Source organism: Paenibacillus sp. 79R4 (assembly GCF_013393165.1).
Taxonomy (GTDB): domain Bacteria; phylum Bacillota; class Bacilli; order Paenibacillales; family Paenibacillaceae; genus Fontibacillus.
Genome location: NZ_QJOT01000003.1, coordinates 398,478 through 421,282, shown reverse-complemented (window position 1 = coordinate 421,282; position 22,805 = coordinate 398,478). Strand labels below are relative to the sequence as shown.

The following is a 22,805-nucleotide window of genomic DNA, read 5'->3' as shown; positions in this document are numbered from 1 at the left end:
CCACCGGGATATCTCCGGTGGTTTTGTGTTTTACCGCACCGTTATTGATAGTCTCTCAAGTCACTTGATAATCATGATAAGATGAACACTTTATTTTGTATTTCCACGCGGTAAGCTTAGGAGCTATCCCCATTTGCGATCAAGGACATCTAACGTTTCTGGACTGCGGTCTAACGTTTATTGTCTAGAAAGATGGAAACGGTTTCCTTACGATTAATTATGAGATGAGTTTGCGCAATTAATACAAAAACAACAATTTTGAATGGACTGGAATAGGTTTTATTTTATTACAATGGACCTAAGGGAGAGAGAACAGTATGGATTACAAAAATGCCGCATTGCCAATAGATCAGCGGATATCTGATCTTTTGGGACGTATGACGGAACAGGAAAAGATAGGACAGCTGCTGCAAATGTATGGTTGGAAGGCCTACCAAAGAAATGGGGATGGCACGGTCCAGATTACAGAACCATTCAAGCAGCAGCTTCGGCATGGCGGGATAGGCTCTTTATATGGAACGCTGCGGGCGGATCCCTGGACAGAAGTAACGCTGGAGACAGGACTGTCGCCTGCAGAAGGGGCCGCAGCAGTAAATGCAATTCAACGTTATGTTATTGAGAATACGCGGCTTGGAATTCCGATTTTATTCGGAGAAGAGTGCTCCCATGGACATATGGCCATTGGGGCAACGGTTTTTCCGGTTCCTATAACGGTGGGCAGCACCTGGAATACAGATCTGTATCGCGAAATGTGCAGGGCGGTGGCTGTGGAAACTCGCAGTCAGGGCGGAGCCGCCACTTACTCTCCCGTACTGGATGTTGTGCGTGATCCTCGTTGGGGAAGAACAGAGGAGACATTTGGAGAAGATCCTTATTTGATTGGCGAGCTTGCGGTGGCTGCCATGGAAGGATTGCAGGGAGATACGCTGGATTCCTCTGATACCTTGATAGCGACACTCAAGCATTTTGCGGGTTATGGCGCATCAGAAGGGGGGCGGAACGGGGCTCCGGTTCATATGGGGCTTCGCGAATTACATGAAGTCGATTTGTATCCGTTTAAAAAGGCTGTTGAAGCAGGGGCATGGTCCGTGATGACCGCCTACAATGAAATTGATGGTGTTCCCTGCACCAGCCATCGTTACCTGCTGGATGATGTACTCCGTAACGATTGGGGCTTCAAGGGCTTTGTGATTACAGATTGCGGGGCAATAAACATGCTGGCAGACGGACATAACACCGCAGGAAGCGGTGAGGAGGCCGTTGCCCAGTCCCTGCGGGCCGGTATAGATATGGAAATGTCCGGAGAGATGTTTAATAAGTATTTGGCCAATGCCTTGGCTAAGGGCTTGATCGCCACAGAGGAGCTGGATCGGGCTGTATCCAGAGTGCTGGAGGCGAAGTTTCGGTTGGGATTGTTTGATCGCCCCTATGTTGATCCCATCCGTGCAGGTCAAGTCATTGGCAGCCAAGAGCATACCGCATTAGCCAGACAGATCGCTGCTGAAGGAATCGTTATGCTTAAAAATGAAAAGTCCGTGCTTCCTCTAAACCCGGACAAGGTTGGCTCAATCGCTGTGATCGGGCCCAATGCCAATGCCCCTTACAACCAGCTTGGCGACTATACCTCTCCTCAGCCTTCGGGAAATATAGTCACGGTACTGGAAGGAATCGCGCGACGAGTGGGAAAAGATAACAATAGTATCTTGTATGCTCCCGGTTGCCGGATTAAGGGCGACTCCCAAGAGGGTTTCCAGCTTGCTTTGGAAGCAGCTGCAGCTGCTGAAGTTGTGGTGATGGTGGTTGGCGGATCAAGTGCGCGTGATTTCGGCGAGGGTACCATCGATTTAAGAACCGGCGCTTCGGTAGTCACCGCCAACGTCTGGAGTGATATGGAATGTGGCGAAGGCATTGATCGGAGTACGCTGACGCTGATGGGAGTCCAACTGGAGCTAATTCAGGAGATTCATAAGCTGGGCAAACCGATCGTGGTTGTTTATATCAATGGCCGACCCGTTGCAGAGCCCTGGATTGATGAGCATGCTGATGCAATTTTAGAGGCCTGGTATCCAGGTCAAGAAGGCGGCAATGCTGTCGCGGATATTTTGTTTGGAGATGTCAATCCGTCGGGCCGCTTAACGATATCCATTCCGAAGGAGGTGGGTCAGCTTCCAATCCATTATAATGCGCGAAGAACGCGCGGAAAGCGTTACCTTGAAACCGATCTTAAACCGCGGTATCCTTTTGGATTCGGGCTGAGTTATACCAACTTTGCTTACAGTAATGCCCGCATAGAGCCTGCGATCATTGCTCCGGATGGAGAAGCTAATGTATACGTGAACATTACGAATACAGGAGATCGGGATGGTGCGGAAGTCGTACAATTATATGTATCGGACATGATCGCGTCAGTAACTCCCGTTGAAATATCTTTAAAAGGCTTTCGCAAAATTCAGTTGAAGGCGGGAGAAACTCAAACGGTTATATTTACAATCGGCACAGAGCATTTGCAGCTGATCGGGAGCGATTTGAAGCCTGTCGTAGAACCAGGCGAGTTCGAAATCAGGGTTGGGCCGAATTCTGCGGAAGGGACAAAGCTTAATTTGCAAGTTGCAAGGAACCCCATACTATAACGTTCTCACCGAATGGAGGAAAAGCATGAGCCGTATACAACGATTTATTGATTTTTTATCCCGGCATGAGTGGCTTGAAGCTATAGAGATTGAAACGTGGGAGATGCGGAAGGCACGTTATATCGAACCAGGTAGATATGAATATGCAACAGGAGAAGCCTCCGAGCAAAACCTGCAAAACATGCAAAGCGTTCAAGGCACAACTTATTTTTTGTCCAAGCAGCTGGAAATCCCCAAGGCGTGGAATCCGCAACAGGTTGCTCTCGTATTTGAAGCGGGTGGAGAAGCCCTGCTGCGGATCAATGGTGAGACTTACCATGGCCTGGATCGTAACCACTGGTTTGTACCCATGCCTCTGTCCAAGGCAGGCAGTACTCCGCTTCTTGAAATAGAATTGTACGATCCGATTCCTGAGCCGGTTGATCCCTTAAACGCACAGGCTGTTATTAATCCGCCGATTCGTGGTGTTCATAGCAAGCTGGTAAGGGTGAATGAACCGATTCAAAGCTTGAAATATGCAGTTACAGTGGCAGATATGGCGGCCAAGCTGCTGCCTGAGCGTGATATGCGTCGGATTCATACGGAGCAGGCCCTGAATCAGGCTATGGATGCTTTATATGGAGCGGAGCACAAGGTAATAGAAGATGGCGAATATGTCAGAGGTGTCGAGCGACGTTTGTCTGAAGCGGTAGCCGCCCAAATGCCAAAGGAAGCCGTTCCGGGGACTATGCATATGGTAGGGCAATCACATATTGATGTCGCTTGGTTGTGGCCTGTGCGGGAGACTGTACGAAAGGTCAGCCGGACCTTCTCTACCGTCTGTACTTTAATGGACCGTTACCCTGATTTTAAATATTCACAAAGCCAACCACAGCTGTATGCGTTTGTCAAAGAATACTACCCTGATTTGTACGAAAAAATTAAGGTGCGAATTGCTGAAGGCCGTTGGGAACTGGTAGGCGGTATGTGGGTAGAACCGGACCTTAATATTCCTAATGGTGAATCGTTGGCCCGGCAAATATTGTACGGACAAAACTTCTATGAAAAGGAATTTGGACAACGGTCTCATATTGAGTGGCTGCCGGACACATTCGGATATTGCGCTTCCTTGCCGCAGCTGTTGAAATTGTCCGGGGTTGATTACTTCATGACAACCAAGCTTGGTTGGAATGACACCAATAAATTCCCGTATGATTTGTTTAATTGGGTTGGCATCGACGGCACCACCATCCTTTCGTATCAGAATCATGGCCTGAATGAGCATACACATCCCAAGGATGTTCGGGAGCATTGGGAATCCTTTGGCCAACGTGATGTTCATGATGAGTTAATGCTGCTGTATGGACACGGGGATGGCGGCGGCGGTGTAACGCATGAAATGGTGGAGTATGTAAATCGGGCCAAGCTGATGCCTGGGCTGCCGTTAAGCCGCTTTGCTACAGCGGCGGAATTCTTTGATGCCATTGGGGACAAAGCACTGAAGCTGCCGGAGTGGCACGGGGACTTGTATTTGGAATTGCATCGGGGGACCTATACAACGCATGCCAGAAATAAATACAGCAATCGCAAAGCGGAAGTATTGTTCCGGGAAGCAGAGATATGGAGTCAGCTTGGTGCGAATTATATCCAGCAGGGTGAGCAAGTAAAGGCCATGCTGGACCAAGGCTGGAAGCTGATGTTATTAAATCAGTTCCACGACATTATTCCGGGAACGTCGATTCCGGAGGTATATGTTACCTCTGCCAAGCAGTATGAGGAGATTTTCAAGCTGGGTCGTACAGCCTTGGATCAAGCCGTTCAGGCTGTAGCCTCCAGAGTGAATACAGACGCTGTTGAAGGGACTCCTTATATTCTGTTTAACAGCCTGGGCTGGCAGCGGGACGAAGTGGTTGTGTTAAGCAAGGTTGCAGGATCAGATACAAGTCTAGGAAAAGGACCGGAAGAAATTTCCTTCCGGGATGAACAAGGCCCCCTGGAGTTCGACCTTGTTCCTGCTTCTGAGGGGGATGCCCTGGATGCGATTGTACGGGTAACAGGGATTCCGGCGTTTGGTTATAAGACAATTTGGCTTACCGGGAAGACAGCGGCAGAGGCGAGCTCAGTTTCTAATAAAGAAGCGAATCAAACCCTTGGTCAAGCCGTGGATACAGGTTTTAATCGAGGATGCCAGCCGGGCCAAACCGTACCCCCGGTCTGGGAAACTCCGAATTATGTCCTGACATTTGATACCCGGGGAGCGATTGCCGAATGGCTGGATAAACGGACAGATCGTCCATTAATCTCGGCTGGCGCTAAGGGGAATGACCTGCAATTTTACCATGATACCCCTACTTACTGGGATGCTTGGGATATTGACCCACGGTATGAGAGTCAGCCCGCAGGCAGCGTAGAGTTGGTGAACAGTGAAATTATTGCGATGGGAGCCGTTCAGGATCGGCTGCGTTTCCAATGGAAAATCAGCCATTCTGTCATCACTCAGGAGCTTGTGCTGAATCATCATACCCGGAGAGTTGACTTCAATACTCATGTCAGTTGGCAGGAAGAACATAAGCTGCTGAAGGTAGCTTTTCCAGTAGATATTGTGGCAAGCAAAGCAACCTATGAAATTCAGTTTGGAGCGCTGGAACGGTCTACACATCGCAATACCAGCTGGGAGCAAGCTCAATTTGAGGTATGTGGTTACCGCTGGGCAGACTTGTCGGAGGGCGGCTTCGGGATTAGCTTGCTAAATGATTGCAAATACGGCTACGACATTAAAAATGGCGTGATGCGCTTGTCTTTACTGCGCGCGCCAAAATGGCCTGATCATGGGGCGGACCAAGGCGACCATACCTTTACGTATTCACTGTACCCACACCAGGAGGACTGGCGAAAAGCCCAGGTTGTCAGACAAGCGGCGCAGCTAAATCACCCTGTTCTGGTTGTTCCCTCTGTCTTCCGGTCTGGCGAGCTTAACTCGATACATGCCTGGATTGGCCTTGATAGCGAGCATACCGTTTTGGATACTGTGAAGCAGGCCGAAGATGGAAGCGGAGTGGTGTTGCGTTTCTATGAGTCCACCGGTGGGCGGGAGCAAATTAAACTTTGGTGGCCCGATGACATGAGGAATGTCAGAGCATATCTCACGAATTTGCTGGAGGATGAAGCCGAAGAGCTGGCGGTATCAGACGGTGCGATTGAGTTATCTTTTAAACCCTATGAGATAAAGACAATCAAGCTTAAGATCAGCTCATCTTAACATGTCAGCAGTCACTTTATTGATCGGATGATGAAATGACATCCAGGGATCAAATGGAGAGATAATGAATAGCTTAATCAGGTAAATAAGCGACGCTGTGAAAATGGCGGATGATCGCATCTGACTTCCCCGGGAATACGAGCAAACAGGTTACAAAAGCTGCTAAGGGCGGGATAGGCTTCTTTAGGATTTATGGAAGCTTACCCGCCCTTAGTTTATTTCAAACGATATTTTATCAAGGGAATATAACGTTTCTTGACTGCAATCTAACATTTACTGTCTAAAAAATGTAAGCGGTTTCTCTTAAAATTAAGTTGTCAATACAAATTCATAGCAGGAGGAGGGACAGGCAAATGAAGATGAAATAGAACGGTTAAGAACGCCAGCGAACTCGTCGGCGCCACAGATATATGACAGATAACCGCCTATCTTAGGAAGAAAGAAGGGAGTATTGTAGATGATTAAACTGGCAAGAAGGAAAAGCTTTAAGAGGATAACTGTGACGGCTTTAATCTTCGGAGTGGTTGTTGCTGGATTTCCCCACGCGGCTTTTGCTGGCGATACTTGGCCTTTTGAAGGTGATAGTGCCCATGGGAAGAACCAGCCGAGCGTACATGGCTATACGAGCAGTCACATTATGAACTGGAGTCCGGAAACCGATCCAGATGCAGAAATGCTGAGGTCCTATGTTCCACTGCAAAAGCGCATAGCTCCTTTTTCAGCTACGCAGGCAAATCCGGAGCTAGGTTCGGAGGCGCAAATGATTACTGTTGCGGGTGATTATGGAAACGCCTTTATTGAAAATGCGGCTTATACGAACAAATTTGCCCAATATCATTTTAATTTCTGGCAATATACGGACTATTATTCATATTGGCATGGAACAGCTACGGCCTATACACCGCCAGAATATTATGATGAGACGGCGCAATCCGATTGGCAGCAAAAATGGTTTGAATTCGGTATTCTAAATATTCCTAATCCAACGTATACCGATGCTGCGCATAAGAATGGCGTTTTATCACTGGCCGGAATTTTCTTCTCAAATAATGACCGTGGCCAACAGACCTATAAACAAATGATTGTGAAGGATGAGCATGGCAATTTCCCTGTCGCGGAAAAGTTGATTGAAATGGCTAATTATTTCGGATTCGACGGCTATTTCATGAACCAGGAAGAACAGAGCCCTAATGTTGCCGTAGCTGATATTCCCGATTACATCGCGTTTTTGAAGGTGCTTCAAAAAGGGGGATTGTATGTACAATGGTACGATTCGTTGAATACGGCCACAGGCTCTAACACTTTTGCCAGAACGTTTAATGACAACAATATTTCATTCTTGTATGACAAAAATGATGGAGAGCCAGTTTCGCAATCTTACTTCTTTGATTACGGGATGGGGAGCAGCCAGATTACGGGAGCCAAGAACTATTTAAACCAATTGAATCAAAGCAATGGCACGGATATTGATCTTTATGATGTTGGCTTTGCCGGACTGGAAGCCGGGCGGGACCGTTTTAAGAGCGTTCAGGGCTCGGCGCTAAAGAGCAAACTCGATTCAAAGGGTCAGCCGCAGCTCAGCCTCGCGACATTGGGGGCCGATTTTGTTCATGCCGGGCTGGATGAGGACATGAATCTATCCTATCCGGTTAAACACAGGGCAGAGAACGAATACCAATGGATGACCAAGGTACGTGAACAATTATGGTGGTCGGGGCCAAACATCGATCCGCAAAATACGACGGTGTCTGCGACGAATACGGTTAATGATGTATATGCAGATAACCGTTACTGGCCGGGAATTGCTTCCGTCATTTCCGAGCGTTCGGTGATTGCGGGTACGAATTTCTATACGAATTTCAATACAGGCCACGGCTTGTCTTATTATGTGAATGGCTCAGTATCCAATGACGACGAATGGTCCAACATGAGCTTGCAGGATATTCCTGTAACTTGGCAATGGTGGCAGGACACGGTTGGCAGCAAATTAACCGTAGATTTTGATTATGGCGCGAAGTATAACACAAGCACAAGCCGCTATAATTACAGTAAAATAGGTGGATTTAACGGGGGCAGTTCACTTGTGGTTAGTGGTGATTTGGATGCGGAGAACTTCCTGCATTTGTATAAAACCGATTTGGATGTAATTGCGAATTCCATGGCGTCGCTTACCTATAATAAACCGGCGGCAGATGATGACTCCAGTATGGCGCTTGGTCTCTTATTTGCCGACAATCCAGACGTGGTTGTAAAAGTGCCGGTGCCTGAGTCTGGCAATCAGACAGATGGCTGGGTAACGAAGGACATAAACCTGAGCTCGTATGCTGGCAAGAGAATCGCTGCGTTTGGTCTCGTGTTCGATCCGGGCCAAAGCGCAACCATTGCAGACTATCAAATGAATGTGGGTCAGATCCGAATTACCGACGGTTCGGCAGCGAAATTGTCCGCACCTGGCGGGTTAACGATAACGCAAGCTTTTGCCGATAGCAACGAAATGAATCTGAAGTGGGAGATGGATTCTAATTATAACCAGGTCAAGCAATATAACGTATATGTGAATGATGTTTTTGTAGGCGGTAAGTACGATAAAGTATTTTACATTAAAAATCTCCCTGCCAAATCCGGGGTTGTGAAGGTGGTTCCGGTCGGAACCGATGGCCTGGAGGGTGAAGCAGCAACGGTAAGCTTCGATCTCACAGCTTCTGTATCCGATATTACCGCAGACTCCCGGGAGTCTGGAGAGTTCATCGTATCCTGGGAAAATGCAGCTCCTGCTTTCGGTGAAATTACAGTAAAGGTTCGTTCTTTGAATTGGATTACGACAGAAGAACCTGTGTCTGAACAAATGATCGTTCCGGCAGGGTCAACTTCGGCTTCATTCACGGACATGCCCATCAATGGAGACGATTATTTGGTCACAGTCATCCCTGCCGGAGCGGATCCGGTGTCCATTAGCGGAAACTTTATTGATAAAGTCGCAGAACCCTACGCCGAGGCCTGGTCTTGGGAGGGCAACAAACTGAATTTGCCAATGCCTACTGCGCGTGACTGGCGGTATATGTACGTGTATGAAGACAATGTGCTTAAATCTTTCCCTACGACGTATAGCGTTGGCAACAAGGATCGAATTATTCGCGGACGCAGTACAAAGGCAAGCTTGAGCTTTACTTCAAATGCCCAGCTGGTACACGTGGTGATGGAAGATTACGCCGGGAATAAATCGGAGCCGGTTTACTTGAAAAATTATCAAATCAGCTTTGACACGGATGGCGGCGAGCCAGCCTTGAATCAAATCAGCGCTGCCCATGGCTCAAAAATCGGGGAGCCCACAGGCATTGCCAAAGCGGGGTATGTGTTGGAGGGCTGGTATAACGAAGGTAATAAGTGGAATTTTGCAGAGGATGTAGTTACCGGTGATTTGACGCTGAAAGCGCATTGGGTGCTTGAAGCCCCCTCATTTACTGTTGACCTGCAGCCTAGTAAAACGGTCAATGAAGGTGACGAGGTAAACCTGTCGGTTGTTGCGAAGGGAAATATCGAATCGCTGACATGGCAAACGATGTCGGCTGGTGGAGACAGCTGGAATTCTACAACGGTAACGGAGGATGTATATTCCTTTACGGCGCAAGCTGAGGATAACGGGACCAGGTTCCGCGTTATACTCCGTGGAATAGAAGGGACGGAACCTCGGGAAGTGACCAGTACGGAATTAACATTAACCGTAGCTCCCGATGGAGTGGATATCGATGAACCGGAGATTCATCGGGTTGACGTATCAAGCAATCCTGCGGTGATGGGGAGTCAGGTTACCTTCTCTGTCGATGCAAGAGCAAACGGAACGCTTGGCTATCAATGGTATAAAGACAACACGGCCATTGAAAATGCGGTGAGCGCAACCTATGAAATAGGTCGTGTTACTGCGAACGATGCTGGCAAATACAAAGTGGTTGTTACGAATACGATAGAGTTTCATGGGCAAGCGTATACAGCCGCCAAAGAAAGCGAAGAAATAGATTTTGAAGTGAGCAGGGATCTTGCAGAGTGGAAGCAATTAAATGCACTTCTCACTGAAATTGACGTACTTAAAAATAACGATATTTACACCGCGCAGTCTATAGCAGCGCTCAAAGCAAGTACGGCTTATAAAGAAGCTAAATTGCTGAATGCAGATGCGGACCCAGATGTCATTAAAGAAGCGTATGCAGCACTTTTGCAGGCCAAGAACGATATTCTGGTCAGGGTGGCGTCAGGTGGAGGTCCAGGCAATGGAGGCAATGGCAATGACAATGGATCTGGCTCCAGCTCAGGATCGGGCCAGACACCTGACATAACCCCGGCTCCCAAACCTGAAGATCCGAACACGCTAGTAATTACAGCCCATGAGCTAAGCAAATCTGCAGAGAATGGCAGGGTGGCTATTTCAGCAGAGGCCGGTATAACGAATATTGAGCTTCCTGTGAATGCGGGTGAGCTGCTGGGCCAGAATGCACTTCAGCTGCAAACAGATAAAGTAACATTAGAGATTCAGTCTGAACTGCTTCATCAATTACAAGCTGCAGTAGACAAGGATCAGCTTAAAGACAGCAAGATTCGCGTGACGATAGCTCCAAAATCATTAAGCGAGGCGGGAATTCATAGTAGCACAGGCATTTCGCTTCAGGGTGGGGCTGTAGAGTTGGAGCTTAGTATTATAACCGGAACGGGGGATACACATCATCTTTCCGGCTTTGCTCCGCAAGTCAAAATAGCGTTTCCTATGGATAAAATATTAAATGCTGATTTGCTTGGAATTTATAAAATCGCTGCTGATGGTACGCCAACCTACATGGGTGGCTGGCGTAACGGGCAAATGATGGAAATCGAGATCGGCACAGCAGGAACTTATGCAATACTTGAATATAATGTTTCTTTCTCCGATGTTCCAGCGAATCACTGGGCAGCGGATGCTATTAAAAAATTGGCGGCGAAGCATCTGATTCAAGGGGTATCCGAGAATGAATACCAGCCAAATCGTGAAATAACGAGAGCGGAGTTCGTTAAGATAATGGCGAACGCTCTCCAGCTAGATGCGCAAGCTGTGCTGACATTTACGGATGTGGCTCAAGATGCCTGGTATCGTGAGGATTTGGCCAAAATGGTTGAGGCCGGTCTGATTACAGGCCGATCCGAGAGCAGCTTCGCCCCAAATGCAAAGATCAGCCGTCAGGAAATGGCTACAATTCTGATGCGTGCGTATACGCTGGAGCATGGAAGTGCAGCTATAGAATACTCGGTCACTTTTAAGGATGAAGCTCATATTGCAGCTTGGGCACTCGATAATATAAAGGCGGCAGCTTCATTAGGATTGATCCATGGGCGTACAGGAGAGAGGTTTGCGCCTGAAGATTTAGCGACCAGAGCTGAAGCGGCCCAAATCATGGCCAATTATTTGAGTCAGTAAGGAAAAGTTAAAGCAGGGCAGGGGGATGCCCTGAAAGATCGCAACAGTTGAATCAATGGCGGTGTCAGGAGATTATTCCTGCTCCGCCATTTTTGACGTTAAATGACGGCATTCAGTCATCATTTCATCAAGAATATATAACGTTTTTCGACTGTAGTATAACGTTTGTTATCTAGAAAGCTGTAATCGCTTTCTTTTATAATTAAAGAGCCTTAGAAATACATTAATACATCGATGGGGGGGCGGAGTGAACATGAAAAAGAATGGACAACAACGCCTGCGCACGCGCTGGCGTAAACAGGATACCGAGCTGACGCTCTTAGCGTTGCCAACTACGGTTTGGTATATATTATTTTGTTTCTTGCCGATGTTTGGCATTATCATCGCCTTCAAGAATTTCAAAATAACGGGGGGCTTCCTGAGCAATGTGTTCAATAGCTCATGGTCCGGATTCAAAAATTTTGAATTTCTGTTCAAGTCCAATGATGCCTGGATTATTATTCGCAATACGCTGGGCTATAACTTCTTGTTCATCATTCTCAATATTGTAATTCCCGTGACATTAGCGCTGATGATTGGCCATCTGCATAATCGTAGAGCGGGCAAAGTCTATCAAACGATGATGTTCTTGCCTTACTTCCTGTCCTGGGTCGTTGTCTCTGCAGTCATTTGGGCTTTCTTGAGCTTCGACAAGGGGATTGCCAACCAGATGCTGCTCCAGATGGGCAGCGAACCTGTGAACTGGTATATGGAACCTCAATATTGGCCATTTTTTTTGGTTTTCATGAATATATGGAAGGGCCTGGGCTACGGCATGGTGGTATATCTGGCTACCATTACCGGCATCGACAGCACTTACTATGAGGCGGCTGTCATTGACGGGGCTTCCATTTGGCAGCAGACCAAGTACATCACGCTGCCGATGATGAAGCTGGTTATCGTGATGATGTTCATTTTAGCAGTGGGCCGGATCTTCTATACGGACTTTGGCTTGTTCTTCCAGGTCCCGCGGGATTCCAACTCCCTATTTAACGTAACCACCACCATAGACGTGCTGGTATATAAACAGCTCAAGACCGCTACCGTTGGCATGGCATCCGCCGCCGCATTTGTGCAATCCGTTATGGGCTGTCTGACCATTCTACTCGCCAACTGGATCGTTCGCAGAATCGATCCGGACAGCGCGATGATGTAAAGGGGGCGAGTCTATGGCATCAAGAACTGAAGGAATGTCGGGTCTCGAGAAGTTTAATCGAATTGGCACAGGTATGAATATTGTTTTTCACCTGATCTTTATTTTGATCGCTCTGGTCTGTGTGGTCCCTTTGTTAGTGGTTCTTTCTATCTCGCTTTCGAGTGAGGACTCGATCAGGCAGACGGGATATCATATGATTCCAACCATGTTTTCAACCGAATCCTATAGCTTTGTTATCCAGCAAGGTACGATGATTCTTCGGGCCTTAGGAATATCGGTATTGGTTACTGTGGTTGGCACGGTCCTGGGTGTGCTGTTGACAACATCGATGGGCTATGTGCTTTCACAATCGAATTACAAATTAAAAGGATTCCTGACCTGGCTCGTCTTTATCCCGATGGTATTTAACGGCGGCTTGGTATCCAGCTACTATATTAACTCGAATTTGCTAGGTCTTAAGGATACGATTTGGGCGCTTATACTGCCGTTAGCGGTGTCCTCCTTTAACGTAATTATTTGCAAAACATTTTTCAAAAGCACGATTCCGGATGGACTTATCGAATCGGCGGAAATAGACGGCGCCAGCCAGTTCCGTATCTTTTTCTCAATTATTTTACCTATATCTTTGCCGGTCTTGGCGACCATCGGTCTGTTTCTATGCTTTGCTTATTGGAATGATTGGTTCCAATCCATGCTGTATATCAACAATCAGGATCTCTTTTCGCTGCAAGCCTTGCTGAATAACTTGATGAGCAACGTAGACGCGCTGGCCAGAAATGCTTCCAGCATGGGCGTCAGCTATTCGATGCTGGTTGCTACCATGCCGAAAGAAACCGCACGGATGGCGGTGGCGATTCTGATCGTATTACCTGTAGCCTTCGCGTATCCTTTCTTCCAGAAATACTTTATTTCCGGTTTGACGGTGGGGGCTATCAAAGGTTGACCTGAAATAAACCAGATTTTCTGGTTTATCATATCATCTCAGAACATGCATACGGTGAACATTCATAGAAGGGGGCAAATATTTGTGAAAAGATCATGGAAGCTTCTATCCACACTCTGTATTGTCATGCTGTTAATGTCGTCTCTTGCCGCATGCGGCGGCTCGAATTCCAAGTCCGAAGGGTCTGGTGGAGATGCGAATTCCACAGCCCAGACGAACTCGGGCGACACGGACAAGGCAAAAGATTCGGCTGATATTCCTACTCTGGTATGGTGGACGATCGGGGGACAGGTTCCAGAAAACTTTAATAAAGCGATCGCTGCTATGAACGAGTATACGGCGGAGAAGATCGGTGTCAAAATCGATATCAAGGTGGCGAGCTGGGGCGATTGGGATACCAAGATCAACACCATTGTGAACACCGGTGAGCCTTTTGACATCATGTTTACGAACAATACGAAATACAATCAACAGGTGTCGATGGGAGCTTTTGCCGATATCACAGACCTGGTTCAAAGTGAGTCGCCTGAATTGTATAAACTTATTCCTGAAAAGGTTTGGGATGGAACGAAGATCGACGGTAAAATTTACTCTGTTCCAACCTACAAAGATTCTTCCGTGACTCAGTATTGGGTATTTGATGACAAATTCGTACAGAAATACGGTATTGACTTGAATAACATCAAAACATTGCAGGATCTTGACAAACCTTTGCGGGATATGAAAGCCGGGGAAGGCAAAAGCTTCTATCCGCTGCCTTTGACTCAAAGTGATGGATTTAGCGGTTTTATGAATAGCTATGATGATCTTACTCTCGGTCTCCAACCGATCGGTGTGAGGTTTGACGATCCATCCCGCAAAGTGGTATCGACGCTGGAGCAGCCGGATGTGATGGAAAATCTCAAACTGCTGCATGAGTGGTATAAGGATGGCATCATTAACCCGGATGCTCCTACTAAGGGCGAGCCGGATAAAGGCCGCGCATTCTTTAGCGCCCAAGCGTTTCCTGGCGCAGAAGCGAACTGGCAAATTACTGAGGGCGTAGAAAAGTACGACATGGTGCAAACCTTTGGTCCGCTGTTTACGACCAGTACGATTCAGGGTTCCTTAAATGCCATTTCCTCCAACTCTAAATATAAGAAGGAAGCTCTGAAATATCTTGAGCTGGTGAATACAGATCCGAAACTGCGCAATATGCTGGCTTTTGGTGAACTCGGTGTGGACTATGAAAATGTAAATGGTGAGAAGGTAATCGAGCGGAAGACGGATACTTGGCCGCTGGCGGCTTATACCCAAGGTACCTTCTTTGATTTGGCGGTGACGAAAGGAGCTCCTGAAGATCAATGGGAACAAGTTCGCAAGCTGAATGAAGAAGCATCCTCCTCATCCGTGTTGGGCTTCGCTTTGGATATCAGCAATCTTTCTACCGAAGTAGCTACCACCAAGGCTGTCTGGGATAAATATCGCTATGAACTGATGACAGGCGCCTCGGATCCGGAGGTTGTAGTTCCAAAGATCGTGGCTGAGATGAAAGCGGCAGGAATGGAGACCATTATGAAGGCTGCCCAGGAACAGATTGAAGCTTATTTCAAATAATGATGTAATTATGAAATGACGGCGTTATTTCAAAAGCTCGAACAGGGGATTAGCCTCTGTTCGAGTTTTCCTATTCCGTTTGTATGCTATATTATGAATACATAGGCCTTTTAGCAAAGGAGGCGTCGCATTATGTCCTTTCTGCAAATCAAAATATATCGCGGCAAATTCATTGCTTATACGGTATTTGTAGTAGCTATCGGTTTGGCCATTGGCATTCTTACCTGCGCCATTCTGTTGTATCAGTGGGTGGATAACGCCCGGAATGAGGCGGCCAGCGCCTTTATCCGCGTGGAAAATACGTTCCAGTATAATGCCGATCGTATTGAGGCATATATGCAGCGGGTATATTCCAACAGCGGTTTAATGGACGATGTCCGCTGCTTTCTCGACCATAGCGCTGAAGGATACCTTACCGGCAGGCTTCAGGAAAGCCGCTATAACCAGCCGCTCGTATCCTTTCCGGATGATATGAAGTCTTTCTTGTACAGCGGGGGACAGGGAGATATCATTCAGGTAAGCTTGCATACCGAGCAGCGGGGGAATGTGATCCGCTTTGACAATAATGGCAGTGCAAGCTTTATGTTCCAGCTTCCTAATACGGACGAAGCTTTTCAAGAGTCTATTCACAAGGGATTTGTGTACCGCAAAAAATTGTCGGACCCTAACCAGATTTCGCGCCAGCTGGGCGAATTTCGATTCTTGGTCAGCAGTGACCGAATATTCAAAAATGTTAGCAATTATCGGGTTGAACAAGCGGCGATCGTCAGCGCATCCGGAGATGTATACCCCATCGTCGGGGCGAACCGTCATACCGAAGAGCTGGCCCGCCAAGCGGTGGCGGATGGGCGCAGCCAGGGATATATGTCCATGGGCGGGCTGAACAGTGTCTTTTTCGTCACGTTTCCCTCCACCAAGTTCGATTACCAGTTCGTTGGTCTGGTCGATCTAGGCATGATGATTAAAGAAAAGGCAGGCGTGCTTCTAAGTGTATTCCTTATTGTACTGTCGGCGATGATCAGTGTTCTGATGCTTATTGTTCATAATCTAAGAGATGATGCGAGGTTCCTCCATCATATTATTCATTCTATGGGACGGGTAAAAACGGCGGATTTTACGCCTGAGACCCCTGCGCGTTATCGGCGCAACGAATATGAAATGATCTCCAGGGAACTGGAGGACATGTCCAGACAGCTGGATAAGTATATCCGCACGGAATATCTGCTAAAGCTGAAGCAGCAGGAGACCGAAATGAAAGCGCTTCAGAATCAAATCAATCCGCATTTCTTATACAACACGTTAGAGGCGATCCGCTCAAGAGCATTAGTAAATAGCGACGTTGACACTTCTGATGCCATTGCAGCACTGGGTGCCCTCTATCGCGACATGGTGAAACATGAAAATATTATTACCATCGGCAAAGAGCTGTCCTTACTGCAGGAATATCTCAAGATTATGGAGTTTAAATATCCGGACCGGTTTTATTATCAAATTAACGTAGAAAAAGCCCTTTTATCGCTGCCTACCGTTAAGTTCTGGATGCAGCCCCTTGCGGAAAACTTTTTCGTTCACGGCTTTAATCCAAGCAATGGCTTCAATTTGATAGTCATCAATGGCTGGGAGGCGGAGGAGCATTTCGTACTGGAAATTGTCGATAATGGCAAGTGGATTGCCGAGGAACGGCTAAATGAGATCCGCGATGCTTTATATCGCAAGGATGATGCTCCGGTGAAGAGCATCGGTTTGCATAACGTGCATACCCGGCTGCATTTCTTCTATGGTGAGGATTTTGCCATGGAGATTGGGAACAACGAAGAAGCGGGTGTAAAGATTTCTGTAATCCTTCCAAAGGAGGTCGGTTTACATGTACAAACTTCTGATTGTGGATGATGAGCCCCAGATTTTAGAGGGAATGAAACGGACCCTGGATTGGGAGAAATATGGCTTCGGCTGTATCGAGACGAGCGAGACAATAGAGGATGCTATATCGAAAGCCGTGGCGTTCTATCCAGATATCGCGATCTTTGATGTATGTATTGGCAAGGACCGGGGTTACGATGCTATCCGCAAGCTGAATCAGCTGGGCCTGCCGGCGAAATATATTATCATGAGCGGCTACAGTGAATTTGAATACGCTCAGGAAGCTATTCGCTGCGGGGTTAAGGATTATCTGCTCAAGCCGGTGAATCGTTCCAAGCTGCAGCAGGTTGTGGAGAAAATCATTGTGGAGGATTTGCACGGTACTCTTGAAGGGGCTGATCATGATGATGTCAACATCGATCCCGTGCTGGGCGTTCGCTATGACGGCTTATCCAAGCTGGTCAATCGCATCCTGCTGATGGTCAAGACGGAATATGCTCAGAATATCACGTTAAAGATGGTGGCGGAACAGTTTCGCATGAATGGTACCTACTTGGGGCAGCTGTTTCTAAAGGAAACCCAGATGAAATTTTCAGAATACATTATGGCTTACCGGATGCTGCGGGCCCGTGAACGGATTTTATCCACGGACGAGAAGATCGCCAGTATTGCTCAATCGGTAGGATATTCGAATCCGGGCTATTTTTACATGCATTTTCACAGCTTCTTCGGCAAGTCGCCGTCAGATTTAAGGAAATAGAGATGAAGCTTGGCAGTGGCAGGAAGGAGAGACATAATGCGGAGGCAGAAACATCCCTTCAGAATGGCGAGGCTTGTTATATTTCTTCTGTGCGCAATGGGAGTTGTCTTGTCTTTGGCAGGATGCTCCTGGTTCGCTGACCCCAGAGAGGAGAGTCTCTCCGACGAAGACACGGTGAATCTCATCTATTATACGATCGGAGAGCCGGACAAGGACCTGAAGATCGTCAATGATAAGATCAATGAGATTTTGGCTCAAAAAATAGGCGTGACCATTACTTACATTAAAGTAGGATGGCAAGAGTATGAAGAGCGGCTGAACACGATGGTATCCGCGGGTACGCCTTTTGATATCGCTTTTGCTCCGGAATACGCCACCTACATTCAACGGGGAGCCTGGCTGAGGCTGGATGACTATCTCTCAAGCGTTAGTAAAGAAATGTATGACGCGATCGATCCTATCTTTTGGGAAGGGGTACGAATGTATGATGGCGGTATTTATGGCGTGCCAACCAACAAGGAGCTGGCCACGCGGGAGCAGTGGATGTATCCGGAGGAGCTCGTAAGAAAATACAATATTGATATTTCCCGGTACAATACATTGGAATCGCTTGAACCAGTGCTTAAAATGATCAAGGAAAAAGAGCCTTCCTATCAGCCCATGGAGCTGGATAAGGATTCTAATAACTTTTTTGCATTGGATGGTTATGAATATATTCTCGACAAAAAGCTTCCCCTCATGGTCCTGTCCCAGGATCCGGATGCTCCGGTCGTCAATATTTTTGAGACGAAGGAAGCAAGACAGGTGCTGGATACGCTTAGACGATATTATACGGCGGGGTATATTAATGAGGATGCCGCTTTACGGGAGACCCAGGGGCTGAAGCGCAATGAACGGGTCTTCTGGAAAGCTGCCGGAGGGGGCCCGCTATCGGAGAATAGCTGGAGCAAGGATCGCGGTTATAAATTAATCGCTCATCCGGTAACCCCTTTGCTGGTTACAACGGAGTCGGTACGGGGAGGAATTATGTCCGTTAGTGCAGATACGAAGCATCCAGTAGAGTGCATGAAATTTCTAAATGTGCTGAATACTGATCCCGAGGTTCGCAATCTGTTCAATTACGGGATTGAGGGGGTGCATTACAATCTCGATTCCAATGGTCAGATCGTTCTGATAAGACCCAAGGACAGCAACGGGGACCCTATACCGGATGCACCGCCGGACTACTCGGGAGTACAATATACTCAAGGCAACTGGTTTATCCTGAATACGATGGGCGGGGATGTTCCGGATCCTCTGGACAAATGGGAGCAGTTTCGCAGCTCGAACAGCCAGGCCCTTAAATCCAGCTTGCTGGGATTCACGCCGGATTTATCGCGCATGCCGATTCAGCGGAAGAATATCGAGATGGTCTGGGAGAAGTATTACCCCAGCCTGATGACAGGAAGCCTGGATGTCGATGCCGAGCTGCCCAAGTTCAATGATGAGCTCAAACAGGCGGGGATCGATGAAGTGCGAGCGGAGGTTCAGAAGCAGCTTGACGACTGGCGTGCCGAGCACAATAGAAAGTGAGGCTTTAGATTCCACATACAGACATACAAAAGCCAGTTCAGCTCCATCATCAGATGGCTGCCGAGCTGGCTTGATTTATAGGTGGAAGAGATGATGAGCTTCTATCTTCTTGGCCTTTTGAAGCGGCCTATAATTTCTGTGGATTGCACGACATTCATAAATGCTTTGGGATCTGTTGTCATGACTGTCTTGCGAACGGAAGGCACCTCGTAACGGGTGGTCACGGTCATCAGCATATAGTTGTCTTCCTCAGTATAGCCGCCTTCGGAATGGAGGCAGGTGATCCCATGATGCAGCTTGCGCAATTGGGAAAGCATCTCGTCCTTCTTCTTCGTGACGATGAAGCAGGTCACTTTAACATGATCTACGTGAATCATATCGACCACTTTTCCCTTAATATAGGTTGATAGCATGGAATAAAGCGCCAGATCCCAGCTCTTATAGAAGCCCAGGACGAGAATGACGATCCCGTTTAATATTAACAGAATATTTCCCATAGCCAAGTCATGCTTGTATGTAACGATGGAGCCAACGATATCAAAGCCGCCGGTAGACCCGCCAACACGCAATGACAAGCCGATGCCGATGGCGGAGACAACCCCGCCGAAGATGGCACCTAGAATCGGGTCTTTTGTCATCTGATATTGTGGAATGACGGCCATGAACCAGGTTGTACTGACAACGGACAGGCAGCTTAGAAGAATATAACGTCTGCCAACCGCTTTCCAGCCCCATACGATTAACGGTAAATTAAGAACGAAATATAGCAGTGAGATGTTCCAGCCCGTCATATAGCCGATAATGGAAGCGACGCCGGTAATCCCGCCGGACAGAAGATGATGTGGGACGAGGAACAGGTTTGTTCCGACGGCGACCAGAAAGGCTGACAGTAAAGTGATAAGTACTTCATGCATCGGTTTCAATGTTGCTTTGATTGGTTTTTCAATAAAGGTAGGGTATTTGCCCAGGTTCATTTTCGAGCCTTCTTTTCTCGGTGTATAGTCATAGATTATTATTATCACACTAAATTATGTTTTTTATCAAGGCACAAAACTATGAAATGAATCACAAAGTTTGAAATACATACAGAGTTTACATTTTGCCATAGTTTAGTTAACTGAGCTCAGGATTTGGAACCTTGATCAAAGAACACGATGCCGCCGAGCGTTTGTCGGTACTGGCGCGGACTCATGCCTGTCCAGCGTTTGAACTGCCGGCTGAAATGAGCGAGGCTGGAATAGCCTAGCATCGATGCGATCTGCGAGATATCCAGGTCAGGCTGGTGAATAAGCTGCTTGGCCTCGTGCAGCTTAAGCTCCGAAAGATATTTACGCGGGGAGATGCCATAGACCTTCTGGAAGACTTCAAGCGCATAGCCAGGGCTTATTTTAAGAGAAACCGCGATATCCTCAATATGAATTTCCCTCTCCCGAAGCCCCTCATTTTTCATATTCTCATGATTGAAATTGGATTTTAGCGATTCGGCAATGAGTCTGGCATAGTGGGCGGCTGTAGGCGGTACGGTTTCCTCAGAATTCGCGGACATCCGCTGGGCCAGCACGCTGAAGATTTCGAACAGGCCGGCCTGGATGCGGAACAGATCGGCGACGGTATATTCGCCTTCGCGCTGGGCCAGATGGACCCAGTTCATCATGCCTGCCCTCAGCCGTTCATTGTCCTCGGAGCCGCAGGGGTAGAACAGCTTGGCGTTCAGGCTCATCTCCTGACGGAAGAGCGGTTCATCCACATTAAAATGGGCAATGAAATAGGTTAATCCGCCTTCATCGGTACATCGGTTAATATGCTTGAAGCCTGGCGGAATCAGCAAAATATCCCCCTGATGCAGCTCATATTTCAAGTTCTCCAACAGGGTTATCTGAATTCCTTCAAGGATCAGAATCAGCTCAAAAGCAGGATGGGCCTCCTCGGGTACACTCCATCCGTTCTCTACCTTCTGCATATGGGCGCCAAATAATTTGACGTTCCAGTCGATGGCAGGAAGCCATTTTGAATGTGAAGATACATAGGAGCGATAGGGCTCAGGAATAATCATGTTCAGCACCACCTTGGATTAGGGCAAATTTCACAGGGATTTGCGTATCTTCATTTCGATTGCGATTTGTCATAATGAATGTACAGTAAAGAATGCTCTAATTCAAGCAAGGAGGAAATGAATAATGAGTTATCCCGTGGAATGGTATTCAACCTCAACGCAGGAGGCTTGGGCAGAGAAGAAGTCATTCTCTTATACAGAAGAAAGCGCTAACCTGTCGTTGAACGGCGAGCTGCATCAGTTGGTGGAAGGTTTTGGCGGATGCTTCAACGAGCTGGGTTATATAGCGCTGCAGCATCTGAGCGAGGAACAGCGTCATGAGATCTTCTATTCCTTATTTCACCCGGACGGCGACCATAAATTTACGATTTGCCGGCTTCCGATCGGGGCAAGTGACTATGCTGAGAAATGGTACAGCCATAATGAGACAGACGGGGATCTGGAGATGAAGTACTTTTCCATCGAGCGAGATTTCAAGTATCTTATACCGTACATCAAAGAGGCGCAATCCTATAATCCGGATTTGAAATTTTTCGCTTCTCCCTGGAGTCCGCCGACATGGATGAAGTACCCGAAGGCCTACAATTACGGGACTTTGCGCTGGGAGAAAGAAATTTTGGAAGCGTATGCGCTGTATTTCGTAAAATTTGTACAAGCCTACGAAGAGCAGGGAATCCCTATTCATCAAATTCACGTACAAAATGAAGTGATTGCCGATCAGAAGTTTCCTTCCTGTGTATGGACTGGCGAGCAGCTGCGCGAATTTATCGCTGATTATCTCGGACCGGCCTTTGAACAGTATGGTCTCAATACAGAAATCTGGCTGGGAACGATCAATGCCCCTGACCCATGGGAGGAACTGTTAAAGAAGCGGACAACCGATTTTGACGATTATGCCGGAATTGTGCTGAGCGATCCGAAAGCGTATTCCTATATTAAAGGAGTCGGTTACCAGTGGGCAGGTAAAAATGCAATTAAGCGGACGGTTGACAGCTATCCCGAGCTGCGTTATATGCAGACGGAGAACGAGTGCGGTGATGGTGAAAACTCCTGGGACTATGCCAGATATGTCTATAATCTGTACCAGCATTACTTCTCCCATGGGGTTAATGCTTATATCTACTGGAATATGGTCCTGGAGCCGCGGGGACGGAGCACCTGGGGATGGGAGCAAAATTCCATGATAACGGTAGATCCGCAGACGAAGCAGTATACGTTTAATCCGGAGTACTATGTGATGAAGCATTTTGCCTATTTTATTGCTCCCGGCTCACGCAGAATAGGGCTTCAGGGGGCCTGGACCGGCAAATCCGTCGCTTTCTGCAATCCGGATGGAGAAATCGTCGTGGTCATTAATAATCCGTTCAAGGAAGCGCGCCGTTTGAATTTGAACGCGGGCGATCAGACGCTCAGCTTTGAACTGGAAGCGGGATCCTTTAATACAATTGTCATTAAAAAATAGCCTCAAAGCGGATATTTATTGCACTCTCTGTGGATTTTGCCGCGGAGAGTGCGATA

The 22,805-nt window shown here is 47.5% G+C and carries 12 protein-coding genes; 10 read left to right on the top strand and 2 right to left on the bottom strand.

Annotation, left to right across the window (positions count from 1 at the left end):
* Window positions 1–317: 317 nt before the first annotated feature.
* From DMN77_RS05810 to DMN77_RS05770, 9 genes are all read left to right on the top strand, one after another.
* Entirely contained in the window at window positions 318–2,630 is a 2,313-nt protein-coding gene (locus DMN77_RS05810; protein WP_179013936.1) for a glycoside hydrolase family 3 N-terminal domain-containing protein, read from the top strand.
* 25 nt (window positions 2,631–2,655) lie between these two features.
* Window positions 2,656–5,868, top strand: a complete 3,213-nt coding sequence (locus DMN77_RS05805) for an alpha-mannosidase (RefSeq protein ID WP_179013934.1) — start codon at window positions 2,656–2,658, stop codon at window positions 5,866–5,868.
* 499 nt (window positions 5,869–6,367) lie between these two features.
* Window positions 6,368–11,308 carry an endo-beta-N-acetylglucosaminidase gene (locus DMN77_RS05800; protein ID WP_179013933.1) on the top strand — a complete coding sequence of 1,647 codons (4,941 nt, stop codon included), beginning with the start codon at window positions 6,368–6,370 and terminating at the stop codon, window positions 11,306–11,308.
* 253 nt (window positions 11,309–11,561) lie between these two features.
* A complete protein-coding gene (locus DMN77_RS05795; RefSeq protein ID WP_068782325.1) occupies window positions 11,562–12,503 on the top strand; it encodes an ABC transporter permease in 942 nt (313 codons plus the stop codon).
* A 13-nt stretch (window positions 12,504–12,516) separates the two neighbouring features.
* On the top strand, window positions 12,517–13,446 hold the full coding sequence (locus DMN77_RS05790; protein WP_068782324.1) for a carbohydrate ABC transporter permease: 930 nt from the start codon (window positions 12,517–12,519) through the stop codon (window positions 13,444–13,446).
* Between the two features lie 84 nt (window positions 13,447–13,530).
* A complete protein-coding gene (locus tag DMN77_RS05785) occupies window positions 13,531–15,042 on the top strand; it encodes an ABC transporter substrate-binding protein (RefSeq protein WP_068782323.1) in 1,512 nt (503 codons plus the stop codon).
* 132 nt (window positions 15,043–15,174) lie between these two features.
* The gene (locus DMN77_RS05780; RefSeq protein WP_218652864.1) at window positions 15,175–16,932 is read left to right on the top strand and encodes a sensor histidine kinase; all 1,758 of its coding nucleotides are present in this window, start codon (window positions 15,175–15,177) and stop codon (window positions 16,930–16,932) included.
* A complete protein-coding gene (locus DMN77_RS05775; RefSeq protein ID WP_068782321.1) occupies window positions 16,907–17,662 on the top strand; it encodes a response regulator transcription factor in 756 nt (251 codons plus the stop codon). The genes DMN77_RS05780 and DMN77_RS05775 overlap by 26 nt, the downstream gene beginning before the upstream one ends.
* 36 nt (window positions 17,663–17,698) lie before the next feature.
* Entirely contained in the window at window positions 17,699–19,234 is a 1,536-nt protein-coding gene (locus DMN77_RS05770; RefSeq protein ID WP_068782320.1) for an ABC transporter substrate-binding protein, read from the top strand.
* Between the two features lie 101 nt (window positions 19,235–19,335).
* Here DMN77_RS05770 and DMN77_RS05765 read toward each other — a convergent pair whose 3' ends face one another.
* Together DMN77_RS05765 and DMN77_RS05760 are read right to left on the bottom strand one after the other, a co-directional pair.
* A complete protein-coding gene (locus DMN77_RS05765) occupies window positions 19,336–20,208 on the bottom strand; it encodes a YitT family protein (RefSeq protein ID WP_082790183.1) in 873 nt (290 codons plus the stop codon).
* Window positions 20,209–20,357: 149 nt separating this feature from the next.
* Window positions 20,358–21,287 (bottom strand): helix-turn-helix domain-containing protein, encoded by a 930-nt coding sequence (locus DMN77_RS05760; protein ID WP_068782319.1) that lies wholly within the window; start codon window positions 21,285–21,287, stop codon window positions 20,358–20,360.
* A 124-nt stretch (window positions 21,288–21,411) separates the two neighbouring features.
* On the opposite strand from DMN77_RS05760, the gene DMN77_RS05755 reads away from it, so the two are divergent.
* Window positions 21,412–22,749 carry a glycoside hydrolase family 30 protein gene (locus DMN77_RS05755; protein WP_179013931.1) on the top strand — a complete coding sequence of 446 codons (1,338 nt, stop codon included), beginning with the start codon at window positions 21,412–21,414 and terminating at the stop codon, window positions 22,747–22,749.
* Window positions 22,750–22,805: the final 56 nt, after the last annotated feature.